The sequence below is a fragment of the Xaviernesmea rhizosphaerae genome (assembly GCF_001938945.1).
GTDB lineage: Bacteria > Pseudomonadota > Alphaproteobacteria > Rhizobiales > Rhizobiaceae > Xaviernesmea > Xaviernesmea rhizosphaerae.
Window position 1 is genome coordinate 1 of record NZ_MKIO01000018.1, and the last position, 14,626, is coordinate 14,626.

At 62.1% G+C, this 14,626-nt stretch carries 11 protein-coding genes and 1 pseudogene; all 12 read right to left on the reverse strand.

Annotated features, from left to right (window positions below; all coding sequences use genetic code 11):
- Positions 1 to 127 precede the first annotated feature (127 nt).
- Positions 128 to 435, reverse strand: a pseudogene (locus BJF92_RS01580) (ATP-binding cassette domain-containing protein); the annotation flags it as partial.
- A 323-nt stretch (positions 436 to 758) separates the two neighbouring features.
- Positions 759 to 1,937 (reverse strand): acyl-CoA dehydrogenase family protein, encoded by a 1,179-nt coding sequence (locus tag BJF92_RS01585; protein ID WP_075633023.1) that lies wholly within the window; start codon positions 1,935 to 1,937, stop codon positions 759 to 761.
- An 86-nt stretch (positions 1,938 to 2,023) separates the two neighbouring features.
- Positions 2,024 to 3,127, reverse strand: a complete 1,104-nt coding sequence (locus BJF92_RS01590) for an LLM class flavin-dependent oxidoreductase (RefSeq protein WP_075633024.1) — start codon at positions 3,125 to 3,127, stop codon at positions 2,024 to 2,026.
- A 234-nt stretch (positions 3,128 to 3,361) separates the two neighbouring features.
- Complete coding sequence (locus BJF92_RS01595; RefSeq protein ID WP_075633025.1) at positions 3,362 to 4,474, reverse strand: LLM class flavin-dependent oxidoreductase; 1,113 nt, start codon at positions 4,472 to 4,474, stop codon at positions 3,362 to 3,364.
- The gene (locus BJF92_RS01600) at positions 4,471 to 6,189 is read right to left on the reverse strand and encodes a dipeptide ABC transporter ATP-binding protein (protein WP_075633026.1); all 1,719 of its coding nucleotides are present in this window, start codon (positions 6,187 to 6,189) and stop codon (positions 4,471 to 4,473) included. Before BJF92_RS01600 ends, BJF92_RS01595 begins: the two co-directional genes overlap by 4 nt.
- A complete protein-coding gene (locus BJF92_RS01605) occupies positions 6,168 to 7,013 on the reverse strand; it encodes an ABC transporter permease (RefSeq protein ID WP_075633027.1) in 846 nt (281 codons plus the stop codon). Before BJF92_RS01605 ends, BJF92_RS01600 begins: the two co-directional genes overlap by 22 nt.
- Positions 7,010 to 8,020: an ABC transporter permease gene (locus BJF92_RS01610; RefSeq protein WP_075633028.1), complete on the reverse strand. Its 1,011-nt coding sequence runs from the start codon at positions 8,018 to 8,020 to the stop codon at positions 7,010 to 7,012. The genes BJF92_RS01605 and BJF92_RS01610 overlap by 4 nt, the downstream gene beginning before the upstream one ends.
- A 36-nt stretch (positions 8,021 to 8,056) precedes the next feature.
- Positions 8,057 to 9,712, reverse strand: coding sequence for an ABC transporter substrate-binding protein (locus tag BJF92_RS01615; protein WP_075633029.1), 1,656 nt, complete (start codon positions 9,710 to 9,712; stop codon positions 8,057 to 8,059).
- 720 nt (positions 9,713 to 10,432) lie between these two features.
- On the reverse strand, positions 10,433 to 11,806 hold the full coding sequence (locus BJF92_RS01620) for an FAD-binding oxidoreductase (protein ID WP_075633030.1): 1,374 nt from the start codon (positions 11,804 to 11,806) through the stop codon (positions 10,433 to 10,435).
- Positions 11,807 to 11,914: 108 nt separating this feature from the next.
- Positions 11,915 to 12,517, reverse strand: a complete 603-nt coding sequence (locus tag BJF92_RS01625) for a DsbA family protein (RefSeq protein ID WP_075633031.1) — start codon at positions 12,515 to 12,517, stop codon at positions 11,915 to 11,917.
- A gap of 12 nt (positions 12,518 to 12,529) precedes the next feature.
- Entirely contained in the window at positions 12,530 to 13,099 is a 570-nt protein-coding gene (locus BJF92_RS01630) for a TetR/AcrR family transcriptional regulator (RefSeq protein WP_075633032.1), read from the reverse strand.
- A 64-nt stretch (positions 13,100 to 13,163) separates the two neighbouring features.
- Positions 13,164 to 14,192, reverse strand: coding sequence for a ketopantoate reductase family protein (locus BJF92_RS01635; RefSeq protein WP_075633033.1), 1,029 nt, complete (start codon positions 14,190 to 14,192; stop codon positions 13,164 to 13,166).
- Positions 14,193 to 14,626 lie beyond the last annotated feature (434 nt).

Consider the following 14,626-nt stretch of genomic DNA (forward strand, 5'->3'; position numbering starts at 1 on the left):
TTTTGCGTTTGGGATGCCGGAAAAAAGCCGATGCGTTTCGGTGTTCTCCGCATTGAACTGCGCCCCCAGTTCGGCGATCTTGACCTGAGCCCCTGAACTTCCTCCAGAATTTGGTAGAGTCCGTCAGAATGCGGCCGTTCTGCAGCACCACCAGCCGGTCCGAACGGTCGGCCGCCACGCCGAGATCGTGGGTTACCAGAAGAAGCGATGTCCCGTCTTGGCGCCGCAGCTGATCGATCAGGTCGAGGATGCGCCGCTGCACGGTCACGTCGAGCGCCGAGGTCGGTTCGTCGGCGATGATGAGGGCGGGTTTGAGGGCGATGGCGATGGCGATCAGCACACGCTGCTTCATGCCGCCGACAGTTCATGCGGATATTGCCGGGCCCGCAGTTCCGGCTGCGAAAGGCAGACCTGCGCCAGCAGCGCGATCACCCGCCTGTCCGCTTCGGCCTTAGAGATTCAATATTCTATTTTCCGGCGCTCCTGCGGCGTGATCCTTCTGCCGCGAGCTCTTGCGATGAAAAGCTGTGCCGGTCAGGAGCGAGATGGCGCGCGTCGTGATGCGAAGGGCATCCCAGACGCCGAAATCCTGGCGAGGAACCAGTCGCTCCGGTTCCGTGCCTGAAGGACTTTCGCCGGCAAAGCCGCTGCAGCCGCAGCGATACAAGAGCCCCGACCGGTATGGCCGGGGGACAATTGTGGTCGCGGGCGAATGCCGAAGCTTTCCTCTTGGGCGTGTCGATCGGGCGATTGGCGCTTCAGGCGGTCTTGCGAATGGCGCGACTGGGGGTCTGCGCCGCTTCGCTTTCCGTCCTGTTCCATCGCTCGAAGGCTGCGCGACCGAGAATGGCCACGGACGTATCTTCCTGCGGCGCATGCACGAGGACGGACTGCACGTCGCGGAAATGGCGCTCAAGGCCCAGATCGGCGTTGAGGCCGGGATTGCCGATGCCCCGCACGGCAATCTGGACGGCCTCGCGGATCTGCCGTCCCGCAAGAAGCCTTGCCCGGATCACCCGCTCCGCATCGCGCAAGTCACCGTCGAGCGCCCCGAAAATGATCTGTCGCGCACCGGACACAAGCAGATCGATTTCGCCAGACAGCGCGACGAAACGGTCTGTTTCGGCGACGGGACGGCCGAGATTTCCGGGCACCCGTTCATGAGCAAAGCGGATGAACCTCTCTTGCGCCGCTTCTGCGACACCGAGGTAGAGCGCCGTCAGGGCAAGGGTGATGGCCGCATGGCCGCGATTGTCCTGCTGGGCGACAGAGGGGTCGACCAGTTCCAGCACATGCTCAGTGGGGATCTCGACATCCGTGAACTCCACGTCATGCGACCCTGTCGCCCGCATGCCGAGGCTCTTCCAGTTCTCGATCACGGTAATGCCCGGCAAACCGTTTGGAACGACGAAGGTGCCCACGCGCGACAGGACTTCATCCGTATGCGCCCAGACCAGGAAATGCGTCAGGCCATGCGCTCCGGTGACGAACCGCTTGCGACCCGAAAGCGCCCAGCCGTTTGCGGTGCGCCGCGCGCGCGTCGACGGCAGGCCACCGCGAGCGGGCGAACCCAGCTCCGGCTCCACGCGCGCCGCGTTCAAAAGCAGCGGCCGGGTCCGAGCCTGTGAGAGAAGGTCCCGATAGAGATCCTCCGGCCAGTGTCCTTTGGTGGCCTGGCCCAGGTGATTGAAGATCGTCATGGCGCTGATGAGCGCGACCGACGGATCTCCGCGCCCGAGCGCTGCGAGAATATGGCCGGCCGTGCTCAGTGTTCCGCCCGGGCCGCCATAGCGGGTCGCAACGGTGCTTTCGAGAAGACCGGCCTTGTGAACGGCGCGAATGCCGGCCCAGGGAAATTGACCGGTCTGATCCGCCTCTGGCGCAGCCTCCGCAACGATGCGGACAGCGGCTTCAAGGGCAGTGGGATCATAGGACATGCGGTTGCGACCTTCCTGATGGCGGAGCAGTCTCTTTGTCTTTTCCGACCGAGAGACTGTCCGGCTTGAAGACCAGCCTGTGAGGATCAGGCTGCGGCCTTGTTCTTCGCCTCTTCGCGTTCACGGATGCCCTCGCGCACGAGCGGCAGCACGTAGCGACCGTAATCGACAGCGTCGTTGAAATTGTCATAGCCTCGGATCGAGATCAGGTCGCAACCGAGATCGATATAGTCGAGGATGGAGTCGGCAATGGTGCGGGGCGATCCGACGAGTGCCGTCGTCGCGCCGCTTGCATTCGTCGCGGTCACCGTCGGGTACCAGAGTGCGCGGTCGTGAACATCGCCACGCTTCGCAATATCGAGAAGCCGCTGGGAACCGACATTGGCGGGTGCTGCCGCATTGAGGGGCGCACGGGACAGGCCCTTCTGACGGTTTGCATTCAGCTGGTCGAGCACCCGATGCGCCTTCTCCCAGGCCAGATCGTCGGTTTGGGCAACGATTGGGCGGAAGGTCACCCAGATGCGCGGCCGATCCGGCCGGCCTGCCTTTGCCGCTTCGGCATAGATACGGTCGATCTGCTCCTTGGTCTCCTTGAGCGGCTCACCCCAGAGGCCGAAAATATCGCAGAGCGAACCGCCGATGCGATAGGCAGCGTCTGAAGAGCCGCCAAGCGAGATCGGGATCAGGCCTTTGGTCGGGCGCACAGCGCTGCGGAACTGCTTGAACTGATAGTATTTTCCGTCGAAATCGAAGGGCTCGGTCGAAGACCATGCCAGGCGAAGAATGCGGATATATTCTTCCTGGCGCTCGTAACGTTCCTCCTTGTTGAGGAAATCACCCTCTCGCGCCTGCTCATCGTCGCTGCCGCCGGCAATGAAGTGGACCACGACGCGTCCGCCGCTCAGCTGATCGAGCGTCGCCAGCGATTTTGCCGCGACGGTCGGATAAACCGTGTTCGGCCTGAGCGCGACGATGATCTTGATCTGCTTGGTATGCGCCAGCACCGTCGCCCCCAAGGTGAAAGGGTCGAATGACGAGGACGCATAGGGGATCAGCGTATAGTTGAAACCGTAATCATCCAGCGCACGGGCATAGCGTTGCAGAAACAATGGATCGACAGGGGCATCGGGAATGGGATTCAGGTCATTCGACGCATTGGGAAAGCTGACGCTGATGAATTCGGCTGTCATCGGAAACTCCTTGATCTCTCTTTCGATCCTGTCTTGAGGCTAGAGGCATGGCCGCGGGCAAGGAAGACAGGTCTTTCTATTTCTATAGAAATTGTAGAAAATCATGCCAGGCCGCCATGGCGCTTCCAGAACACCGAACGGGCAACAATCCTCGCTCCGGTGTTCCAGCCTGTTGTTTTGCATCGGACTTTTGCGAAAATCGGTTCCGCCCTTTCGATCCGATGCTCTGAAACCTCATAAGGCCGGCTGCTTCGACCCGTCCTCGTCCGAAGCAGGCCGCCATCCAAGCGATGGGGCCACGGTGGTCGCAAAATCCGAGAGCAGTCTCAGGTTCTCGGACAGTCCGAAGGCGGGAGGAAGAAACAGCACCAGCTCGTCTGCCGCCGCGAGCCCCGGATCGTTCAGGACCGCGTCCAGCACGTCGTCCGGTTCCCCCTGAAAGACGGGCGAGATGATCGCTCCGGCTGGCGTGGCGGCAGGCGCCAGCGCGCCTTTCGGGCGTGAGGCGGCAATTCCGGCGGTGCGGCGCTCGAGGTCGTAGGCCGCATAGACAGTGCGCAACTCCGCAGTGGTGCCGACGAGAATGGACGCGGCAACGGCGACCGGCGGCGGCGTCGTGTTCCAGATGCGAAGCCAGTGGGTGCGATAGATGTCGATGATCCGCGCCTGGTACTGACCGAAGGTCTCACCCTCGGCCTGATCGTGAAGCACTGTTCCGGAAATCAGGCCGATCCCAAGCTCGGCGGCCTGGATGGCGGATTCGGTGCTGGCGGATCCCTGCCGGATACGGCTCCGCAAGCCCGGGCTGTGCGGCGTGACGCGCAGGCTCTCGCCTGTCGGCGCCTCTTTGTCCTGTTCGGTCACCCTATGCAGAACATCTCCGGCGATGGCGGAGAGGAAGCGCGCCTGGCGCCGCTTTCCCTCCGTTCGCGCATCCGTTTCAACCGCGCCGAAGACGGCGTCGAAGGCACTGTTTGCGCCTGTCGACAGCGCAAGCTCCAGCCGGCCGCCGATCAGAAGATCCGTCGTCCCGGCCGCCTCGGCGAGCAGGATGGGATCCTGATAGCGCATCGGGATGACGGCGGAACCAAGCGTGATGCGCCGCGTGTGCTGACCGGCCGCCGCAAAGAATGGCAGGGGAGAGGAGAGGTAGTGATCGAAGTGACGCTGATAGGCCCAGCCCGATTGATAGCCCAGCCTTTCCGCCTGCCTGAACAAGTCTATGCCCTGGCGCAGTCCCTCTGCCGGACCGTCATCATCGTTGAACGAGACACGCGTGTTGAAGCCGAGCCGCTGCTTCGGCCGAAAAGCGGTCGAGAGGTTGGGGGAAGGGGCCGCGATGTTCACAGCGCAAGCTCCTTCTGTGCCACGCGTCGCACCGCCGGGGCGCTGACCTTTTCGCCTCTGACTGACGGGATCGAGCTCAGCAGAGACAGGGTATAGTCGTGTTTCGGTTTGCCGAAGATCTCGTGGACTGTCCCATGCTCCACGATGCGTCCGCGCTGCATGACGGAGACGGTATGTGCAAGCTGCCGGACGAGGGCGAGATCGTGAGAGACGAAGACGTAGGTCAGTCCAAGTTTTGCCTGCAGTGACAACAACACCTCGACAATATCCGCCTGAACGCTGACATCGAGAGCCGATGTGGGTTCATCCAGCACGATGACATCCGGCTTGAGAACGAGCGCCCGCGCGATCGCCACGCGCTGGCGCTGCCCGCCCGACAGCGCGGACGGCTTGCGCTGCAGCAAATCCGCGCTCAAGCCGACATTTGCCAGCGCTTCCTGCACCGCGGCGGACCGCTCGGCTGCCGAGCCGATCCTGAAACGGTCAAGCGGCTCGCGAATGAGCTGCTCGACCTTCCAGGAGGGGTCGAGGGAGGTGAAGGGGTTTTGATAGACCAGCTGGAGATGCCGCCAGACGGAGCGCAGCGAGGAAACGCCCGGGCTGGTCACCGTGTCGTGGGAAACGCGGATCGAGCCGGATTCCGGCTCCTCAAGGGCTAAGAGCAGGCGGATCGTCGTGGTCTTGCCCGAGCCGGACTCTCCGACGAGGGCGTGCGTGGTGCCGGCGGCAACCGAGAAGGAAAGGTCATCGACCGCCGTCAGAACCTTGCCATCGACGGAAAAGCGCTTGGTCACGCCTTCGACCGAGATTTTCGCTTGTCTGTCATCGGCCAGACGCGCGAATCCGGGATCGCGAAGCTTGGCGTATCGATCCGGATTGAGCGCGGGCACGTCGGCGTGGAGCTTTCGGGCATAAGGCGAGGTGGGAGACGAAAAGACCGCGGAGGTTCGTCCGGCTTCCTGGACGACCCCGCCTTTGAGCACGACCAGGCTTCCGGCCCGCTCCCCCGCAATGGCGAGATCATGGGTGATGAGCAGCAGACTGATATCCAGCTCTTCCTGCAGCCGGGAAAGCAGCTCCAGAATGCGCTTTTGAATGGTCACGTCGAGCGCCGAGGTCGGCTCGTCCGCCACCAGCAGCGAGGGTCGCGGCAGAATGGCGAGCGCGATCAGAACGCGTTGCAGCATCCCGCCGGACAGCTGGTGAGGGTAGGACTCATAGACGCGCTGCGGGTTGTCGAGGCCGACCTTGGCAAAGGTTTCGAGAATGAGGGCTTTTCGCGCCGCCGGATGGCGCTCGTCGGTCAAGGCCGCGGCCTCCAGCGCCTGCGAACCGATGGTGCGGACGGGATTGAGAGCGTTGCCCGGATCCTGCGGGACGAAGCCGATGTCCCGGCCGCGAAGCGGTCTGAAACGCCGCTCGGAAAGGCTCAGGATATCCTGCTCGTCGAAGACGACCTGACCGGATGCCGTCGCGCCATTCGGCAGCAGCCGCAGCACGGCTTTGGCTATGGTCGATTTGCCGGAGCCGGATTCGCCGATCAGTGCGAGGCTCTCGCCATGGCCAATGTCGAAGCCGACATCATGGACGACCTGCTGCCGGCCATAGGAGATGGAGAGGTTCCTGACTTTCAGAAGCGGCCTGGCCTGTACGAGCGCAGGGCCCTTGAAGTCGGTCCGGGGAGGCGCTGTGTTCAGTGCGATTTGCGAAGCCATCGGCTGATCCTGTTGACAGAGAGGACGGTGACGATCGTGACGAGCGCGGGCGCATAAACGAGCCAGGGCCATTTGAGGTAGTCCTTGCCGATCGAAATCAGCAGGCCCCAGTCGGAGGAGGGAGGCGGGTCGCCATAGCCGAGGAAGGCCAGGCCTGCGATGACGAGGATGGACTCGCCGAATTGCAGCACGGCCAGCGGCAGCATCGACCGCGACGCATTGGGAAGGACGTGGCGGAGCAGGATGAACCCACGCGAGCCCCCCAGCAGAAACGACGCCTCGACGAAGGTCGCGCGGCGCGTCTTGATGACTTCGGAGCGGGCGACACGGGCGAAAAACGCGATGGTCGAAATGCCGGTCGCGATGGCGGCGTTGATCGTCTCGAAGCCAAGCGCCGTGACCACGATCACCGCAAGCAGAAATTTCGGGATCGCCAGCAGGACATCGACAAAGCGGGCGAAAACGACATCCACCCAGCCGCCGAAAAATCCTGATAGCAGACCGATCAACCCGCCGATGACCACACCGATGACGACAGCCACGAGTGCGCTGGAGACCGACGATGCGGCACCATAAACGACGCGGGTATAGAGGTCGCGTCCCAGATGATCCGTACCGAACCAGTGCTCCAGGCTCGGCGCCGACAGCTTGTCGGCCGGCACGCCGTTGACAGGGCTGTGACCGGAAAAGAGCTGTGGCGCGAGCGACCAGGCAATGACGATGGCGATGACCAGAAAGGACAGCGCGACCGTGGGCGTGATGTTCAGGGATCTGAGCTTTTCCAGCGGGCTCAAACCGGGGATGTTCTCGGAGACGAGGCTCATGGCTTTGCTCCTGCTTCCAGTCCAAGCGCTGCGTCATCGGCGGCCGCGTGCCGGCGTTTCCGGCCCACGACGATCTTCACCCGCGGGTCGAGCAGCGGATAGAGAAGATCGGCGATAAGATTGACCAGGACGAAGATGACGGCGCCGAGCGACACGATCGCCTGAAGCACCGGCAGATCCTGCGTGCTCACGGAGCGCTGCACCAGGCTGCCTATTCCGGTGCGGCCGAAGACCGTCTCGGTGATCAGGGAGTTTCCGAGGAGTTCGCCCACCGTCAGCGCGATGACCGTGACCACGGGAAGTGCGGCAGGCTTCAGAAGATGGGTGGCGAAAAGACGTCTCGGCGCGATGCCGCGGCTGCGCGCCACAGCTGCGTAATCCTGCTCGGCCTCGTGGTCGAGATTGGCGATCAGCACCTCGGCAATCTGGGCCGAGAAGGGAATGCCGATGGTGATGGCGGCAAAGAAGGTCGCCCAGAAACCGTCCGGCTCGATGACGCGGAACAGTCTCAGCTGAAACCCGAAGAGGTGGATCAGAAAGAGGCCGATCACGAAGTTCGGTGTCGACAGGAAAAGCGACGGGAAGGCGCGGAGCAGGCCTTGTCCGTATTTCTTCGGCACGACTTGCGTCCCATAGGCGACGGTGAATGCCAGGAAGAGCGCGACCGCAAGCCCCGAACTTGCCAGGATCAAGGTTGATGACAGCACCTCGGCGATCAGTGTCGCAACGGGCCGGTTGGACCGCATCGACATGCCGAGATCGCCCGTCAGAAAGGCCGATAGCGAATGCCAGAGCTGCACCAGGACGGGCTGGTCCAGCCCCTGCGCGGCGATGATCTCCGCAATCTCCTGTTCGCTGAAGCCGTTCTGCGGATTGCGCAGCACGCTGGTGATCGGGTCGCCAGGCAGAATGCTGACGACCACGAAGGTGAAGATGTAAGCCAGAAGGATGACGATGACCGCCTGGCCGAGCCGTTTTCCGGCATAGGTTAGGTAGGCATTGCTCATGCCGTCATCTCCTTGAGGGGGCTTCTGCTCGGCATGTCACTTTGCCAGATAGGCTGTGTAGTAGCTGGCATAGGCCACGCCGTTATAGACCTCGCCCTTGAGGTTCGGAGACTGCACGTAGATGCGTTGAACGATCTGGGTGCGTGGAATGAAATAGCCCTGGTCCAGCACGTATTTCTGCAGATTATCCAGAAGTGGCTTGCGCTCCTCCACTGTGCCGGCGCCGGCGATCTTGTCGCGCAGCGCGTTCAGCGTGGTGTCGCGCTCGTCCAGCGCAAACCAGTTCTCGCCATTGTTGGCGTTGGTCAGGATGCTCGCGACCGTGCCCGCATCGATAAAGCTGCGCGTGACTTCGTAAGCAGGGATCGCAGGACCGCCGAACTTGACCTTCTCACCGAAGGTGACGACGTCATAGGCGCGGATCGTGACCTTCCATCCAATCTTGCCCAGCTGCTGGGCGATCAACTCATCGACCGATTTCGACGTGGCGAGATAGGGATTGGAATGAAGCGCCAGCTCCAAAGGCTTGCCGTCCTTGACGCGGATGCCATCGGCCCCCTTCACCCAGCCCGCTTCGTCGAGCAGCTTCTCTGCCTTTTCCGGATTATAGGCGAGCAGATCGCTGTGATCGGTGGCTCCGGGAACATTGCTCTGGATGAAGGAGGTCGCGAGCTTCCAGTCCGGGGTATAGACGGTGTCGATGATCTCCTGACGATTGATGCCCGCTTGAAGGGCCTGGCGGACTTTCACATCGTCATAGGGCGGCAGCTTCGTGTTCACCGCCCAGCCATTGACGAAGCCGAGATAGCGCGGCGTGGCAACGGTGAAGCCCTCTTCCTTGAGCGATTTCAGCTCCTGGGGAGAGGCGTTGTAGGCCACATCCGCCTGACCGGATTGCACGGAGGCCACGCGGAGCGAGGGCTCGGAGACGATCTTATAGGTTATGCTGTCGAGATGGGCCGGACCCGTCTGTCCAACGGCCGCCGGCCCCCAATTGTAATCCTTGCGTTTCACCAGCGTGACGTGGTCGCCTTCCTTCCAGCTTTCCACAACATAGGGACCGCTTCCGGACGTCTTGCCGAGATCGGCCTGCACGTTCGCGGGCTGGGCAATCGTCTTGGGGGAGATGAGGATGGAGCCGTGATAGCCGAGCGTCGGAATGAAGCCGAGCGTCGGCTTCTTGAAGAAGACCTTGACTGTGCTGGCGTCGATCGCCTCGGCGCGGTCATAGGTTTTGGGAAAGAGCCCGATCGGGTTGATGCCTTCGTTCTTTCGGCCTGCATACCAGATGTTCAGATTGGCAACGACCGCCTTCGCATCCAGTGGCTCGCCGTCGGAGAAGGTCACCCCGCTTTTCAGATGCAGCGTGAACTCGGTGGCCGTGTCGTTCTGCTCCCATTTTTCAGCAATCCACGGACTGACTTTGCCGTCGGCATCCACGTAAATGAGCTTGTCCGCAACATGGCCCCAGATGTGGCCCTGGAAGCTGGATATGGCGCTGTTGTTGGGAATCCAGGTATCGCCGAGGGAATCGATCAGGAAGGTGATCTCGCCGCCCTCCCGCGAGCCATCGGCTGCCTGAACCGGAAGGGGGACAACGGTCGACGTGAAGAGGGCGCCCGAGACTGCGATCGAAGCGGCAAGAAGCAGCGTGCGTCTGGAGAAGGAGAGGGCCGATAGACGTGTGATCATAATGCGATCCTGAATGATAAACGGAGTTCTTGAGATTGTTTTGGCTTGAAGGAGCAGCAGAGAGGCGCACGCAGGCATCCGGTCCCGCCGTCTGAGACGGCGAGCTGTCAAATGCCTTCACCTTGGTGATCGGCGCGCTCGTGCCGCCGGAATGGCCCTATCGGCGCTTGCCAGGCCCTGAAGCGTGCCCGCTTCGACATAATGCGATCATGACGCAATCCCTTGCTGCGAGATGTCTGTCTCATCATCAGTCTACTGCGTGAGCGGCCGATAGAAAGACTGGTTGTTCTTTTTCTATAGTTTTAGTGGGTTAATTTGCCGCGATTTCCGCCGTGGGTTGGATTGGTGTTTCAGCCCTCGTGCGGGCCGACATCCGCGTGTCGGGAAAGACCTTGATGACGAATGGTCAAGCGTCGCCGCGCGGCGCAAACGTCATGCCCTCGAAAACGGTGAGCTTGGGTGGGTCGGCCAGATAGCGTTCGACCTCGACCCTGGCAATCTGCCTGTGTTTCCAATCCGCGGTCGTTCATGCGACTGGAAAACGCGCCTCGGTGGAGCTGTGGGATTTAAAGGACTTCATCATAGTCCTCGCCGTGGGAGGACATTTGAGGCTTAAGCATCTGACCGAAAAGCTGCAATCGGCTTTCGGAAAAATCCGACGCAAAAACAGACTTCTAGCGCATCGTACCGCGTATGATTTTCAGGCCCGGGCTCCAGTCCTCATGGCAGGATCTTTCCCGGGTTCATGATGCCGGCGGGATCCACCGCCTGCTTGATGGCCATCATCAGATCCACGGCATCGCCGTGCTCTTCGCGAAGATAGGCGATCTTGCCGGTCCCCACGCCATGCTCGCCGGTGGAAGTGCCACCCACCGATATCGCATAGCGAACCATCTTCTTGTTGATGGCGGCGACCTCCGCCAGCTCTGCCGCATTGCTCGGATCGACGGCGAAGACCACATGATAATTGCCGTCGCCGACATGGCCGAGGATCGCGGCTGGAACGCTGCAATCTTTCAGGAGCGCGCGCGTCTCCAGAATGCAATCGCCAAGCCTGGAGACTGGCACGCAGACATCGGATGACCATCCCCGGGCGTTCGGCCTTTGTGAAACCACCGCATAAAACGCGTTATGACGGGCCTTCCACAGGCGGTTGCGCTCCTCCGGTGCATTCGCCCATTCGAAGTTCCTGCCGCCATTTTCCTCGACAATGGCCGAGACCATCTCGACCTGCTCCTGCACGCCTGCGGGAGAACCGTGAAATTCAAAGGCCAGCGTGTCCTCGATCTTCAGCTCCAATCCGGAATAGGCATTGACGGCCCGGATCAGGCCCCGATCCATCAACTCCATACGGGCAACGGGGATGCCCAGCTGAACGACCTGGATGGCCGCGGCGACGGCCTGTTCGACGCTCTCAAAGGAGCAGAGCGCGGCCGAGATGATTTCCGGAAGTCCATACAGGCGCAACGTCACTTCGGTGATGATGCCAAGCGTGCCTTCGGAGCCGACGAACAGGCGGGTCAGATCGTAGCCGGCCGAGGATTTTCGCGCCCGGCCGCCGGTTTTGATGATCTGGCCGCTGGGGAGGACAACCGTCAGGCCGAGCACATTCTCCCGCATGGTGCCGTAGCGCACCGCATTCGTGCCCGAGGCGCGGGTTGCGGCCATGCCGCCGAGCGTCGCGTTCGCACCGGGATCGATGGGGAAAAACAAGCCCATGTCCCGCAGATGCGTGTTCAGCTGCTCGCGCGTGACCCCGGCCTCGACCGTGCAATCCAGGTCTTGCGGGCTGACGCGCGTCACCGTCGACATCCGCGACAGGTCGATGGACACACCGCCCTGAACGGCTGACAGGTGTCCCTCCAGCGAGGTGCCGGCGCCGAATGCGATGACCGGCACATTCTCGGCGGCGCAGAGCCGGACGATCTGCGAGACTTCCGCCGTCGTCTGCGCGAAGATCACAGCATCAGGAATCGCTGCGGCGTGGTGCGCCTCTCCGCGTCCGTGCTGCTCTCGCAAGGCGAGGGAGGTCGCGTATCGCTCGCCAAAAAGGCTCTGGAGGGAGTGTGTCAGGGCGGAGGTGAGGGGAGCCATGGAGTGCTTTCCGAGAGAGCCGCGCGGCGCGTCTTCGGGAGGCGGCATGCGGAGAAATTCGCGGTCATGCGGCAGGCGAAGCGCAGCCTGCCGCCTCTTGTCTGTGGGTCAGGCGGCGAGCCGCTCCCCCTTGAGATGACGCTCGAGAAAGGGCAGGCTGTCCTGGCCCCAATAGAGTTCATCCTCGTAGCGATAGGTCGGCACGCCGAAGACGCCGGCCGCCTTTGCCGTCTCGTAGCTTGCCGTGCGAAACGCCGTGATCGCCTCGCTTTGGCCGCGCTCGTCCAGGGCTGCGCCGTCAAAGCCCGCGGCATCGGCAATCGCGCGGCGGATGTCCGCCTTGCCGATATCTTCGCCGCGCACCCAGAACGCCTCCTGAAGCGCCAGCGTCAAGGCGAGCCAATCCTGCCCGGCCTCTATCGCCGCCGCCACGAGCGCGCCTGCCGGTGCGGGATCGCAGAGGCTCGCACGATTGTCGAAGCTCAGCACCTTGCCGCGCAAGGCGGCCCAGCGCTTCAGATCCTTTATCCAATAGGCGCGACGCGCTTCGGGCCGGTTGCGCGAATAGATGCCGCCATTTTCCTCGATCAACGGAATGACGTGCGGGCGTATGGCCGCGCCCTGCCGGGCCGCCAGTGCGGCGAAGGCCTCCAGCCCGATGAACGCCCAGGGCGAACCGATGCTGAAGAAATAGTCGATCGTCTTCGTCATATGGGCTTGCTTTCAATTGGATTGACAGAGGGGCGATGCCGCATCGAAAACGGACAGAGCGCAGTCGCGCGCGATGAGAACCGCGCCAGGATCTCGCCCGACCGCAACCGTCGCCAGGGCACCCTCGTACAGCAGAGACAGATGAGCGGCGGCAAGACCCGCGGTGGCGCCTGCCTTGGATAGAACGGTGGTGAAAATCTCTCTGACCATTGCCTTGTGCGTGCGGGCGGCGGCGGAGACCTTTTCAGAATCCCCATGCTCGGCAACGGCCAGGGCAAAGGCGCAGCCGCGGAAGTCCGGGCTGTCTGCCTTCTCGTAGAGACGCTCGAAGATCGATCTGATCTGCTCTCGGGGAGGTGAAGCCGAAGACAGGACGTCATGCAGTGATTGAATGACGCGCTCGTGCCGCGCCTCCAGATAGGCAGCGACGAGGTGCTCCTTCGAGGGGAAATGCCGATAGAGCGTTGCCTTGGCAACCTTGGCTTCCTCGATGATGCGATCGATCCCGACGGCCCGGATGCCTTCCCGATAAAAAAGGCTGCCGGCAGCGGCAAGTATATGGTCTGATATGGCTTCTCTCATGGCACCGCGTCACGCTTCAAATCGAAATCAGAGGCAAGTCGAAATAACGGGTCCGCTGCTCTCGTCATGTCGCCACAGCGCGATCAGCGGGAAGACCGTTTTGTTCTCCATCCGGCAAAGCGAGGATTGCCTCCAGTCGAAGCGGCTCGGTGAACGCGCCTTTCTGGGCAAGCTCCCCGGCAAGTCTCTGAACGGCTTCGTTATAAGGCGTGGCGACGCCGTGAAGACGGCCGAGAAGAACGACTTCGCCGTTGAGAAAATCCACTTCGCTCGATGCGCCTCTGGTAAAGCTCTGCCAGGTGGATTGCCGCCCGTGCGTGACATCGCCCTCGGGGACCACGCGCCAGTTGGAAATATCGATGCCGCGCTCCGACGGGGAGGCGATGCTGTATCCCGCAGCCTCAAGCACCTGCGTGGCTTCCTGGACGATCGCTGCGCTGATCTCGTCGCGCAGGTGCGCCGGGCCATCGAACAGTTCCAGAACGTTGCGCACATTGTGGAGCAGCTTGGCCGCTTTCCATCGGCGAATATCGCTCGTGGTTTCCGCAAGGTAACCTGCCTTGGCGAGATCGGCGGCAATCCGCGCGCTCGTCTCGTCGTTCCCGGTCGGAAAGCGTCCAACGGTCACGATTCCGAGCTGCGGCTCTGCCGCAACGGTGACTGTGCCCGTTTCGATAAAGCGCGCGGGCGTCAGGATGCTCGCCCCATAGACTCTGGCGAAGGTCCGCAGCGCCGCCGCTTCCGTGGCGAGACCATTCTGGAAGGTGACGACCGGCAAAGACAGGGCTGCGGGTGCGCCTGAATCGATGACGTTGCGCCACGACCAGAAGGCCAGCGCATCGGCGGCATCCTGGGATTTCACCGTCAGCAGTAAAATGTCGTCCCGTCGCAGTTCCGCAGGCTCAGTGACATCGAAGGCCGAAAGGTCGATCCGGCGCACCCCGCGAGGTCTGCGGAACGTCAGGCCATGCGCCTTGATATGGCCGATTTGCGCGCCCCGCCCAATGAGAACATAATCAATGCCCGACAAGGCGAATTGCGCCGCCAGGCTGGCGCCGACAGCGCCAGCGCCGATGATGACGTAGCGAGACATGAACTGGCTGGCCTCCACGCGATGGCGGAAAATTCTCGAGGATCGGACAATGAAATAGCGTTCTAGAGGGCTTGGGAGACGGTAGGAAGACCGGTCATTCTAATTCTACCCTTTTGATAGAATATCGTTCCCCAGCTTTCAGTCACAGCAGGAGTGTGGGTTACCGGCCGCATCCGACATATTCAATAAGGATCGAGGCTCGCAGCGCACCGCCATGGACTTCACCGCCCTGCCGGAAAAAGGCGGAGACCGCCATCTCGGTGAATGGCAAGGGTGCGTGCGTGGCGGGGCAAGGTCTTCGTTGATTGGCAGACGCCGCAACAGGTCTGCTTCAACGCGCTGGCACCGATGGCGGTGGCATAATCGCGGCGGAAATCCACTGAGTGAAACGCGCGAAACTGTTCAGACAACCGAGCCCCCAATCGAGGCAGGAG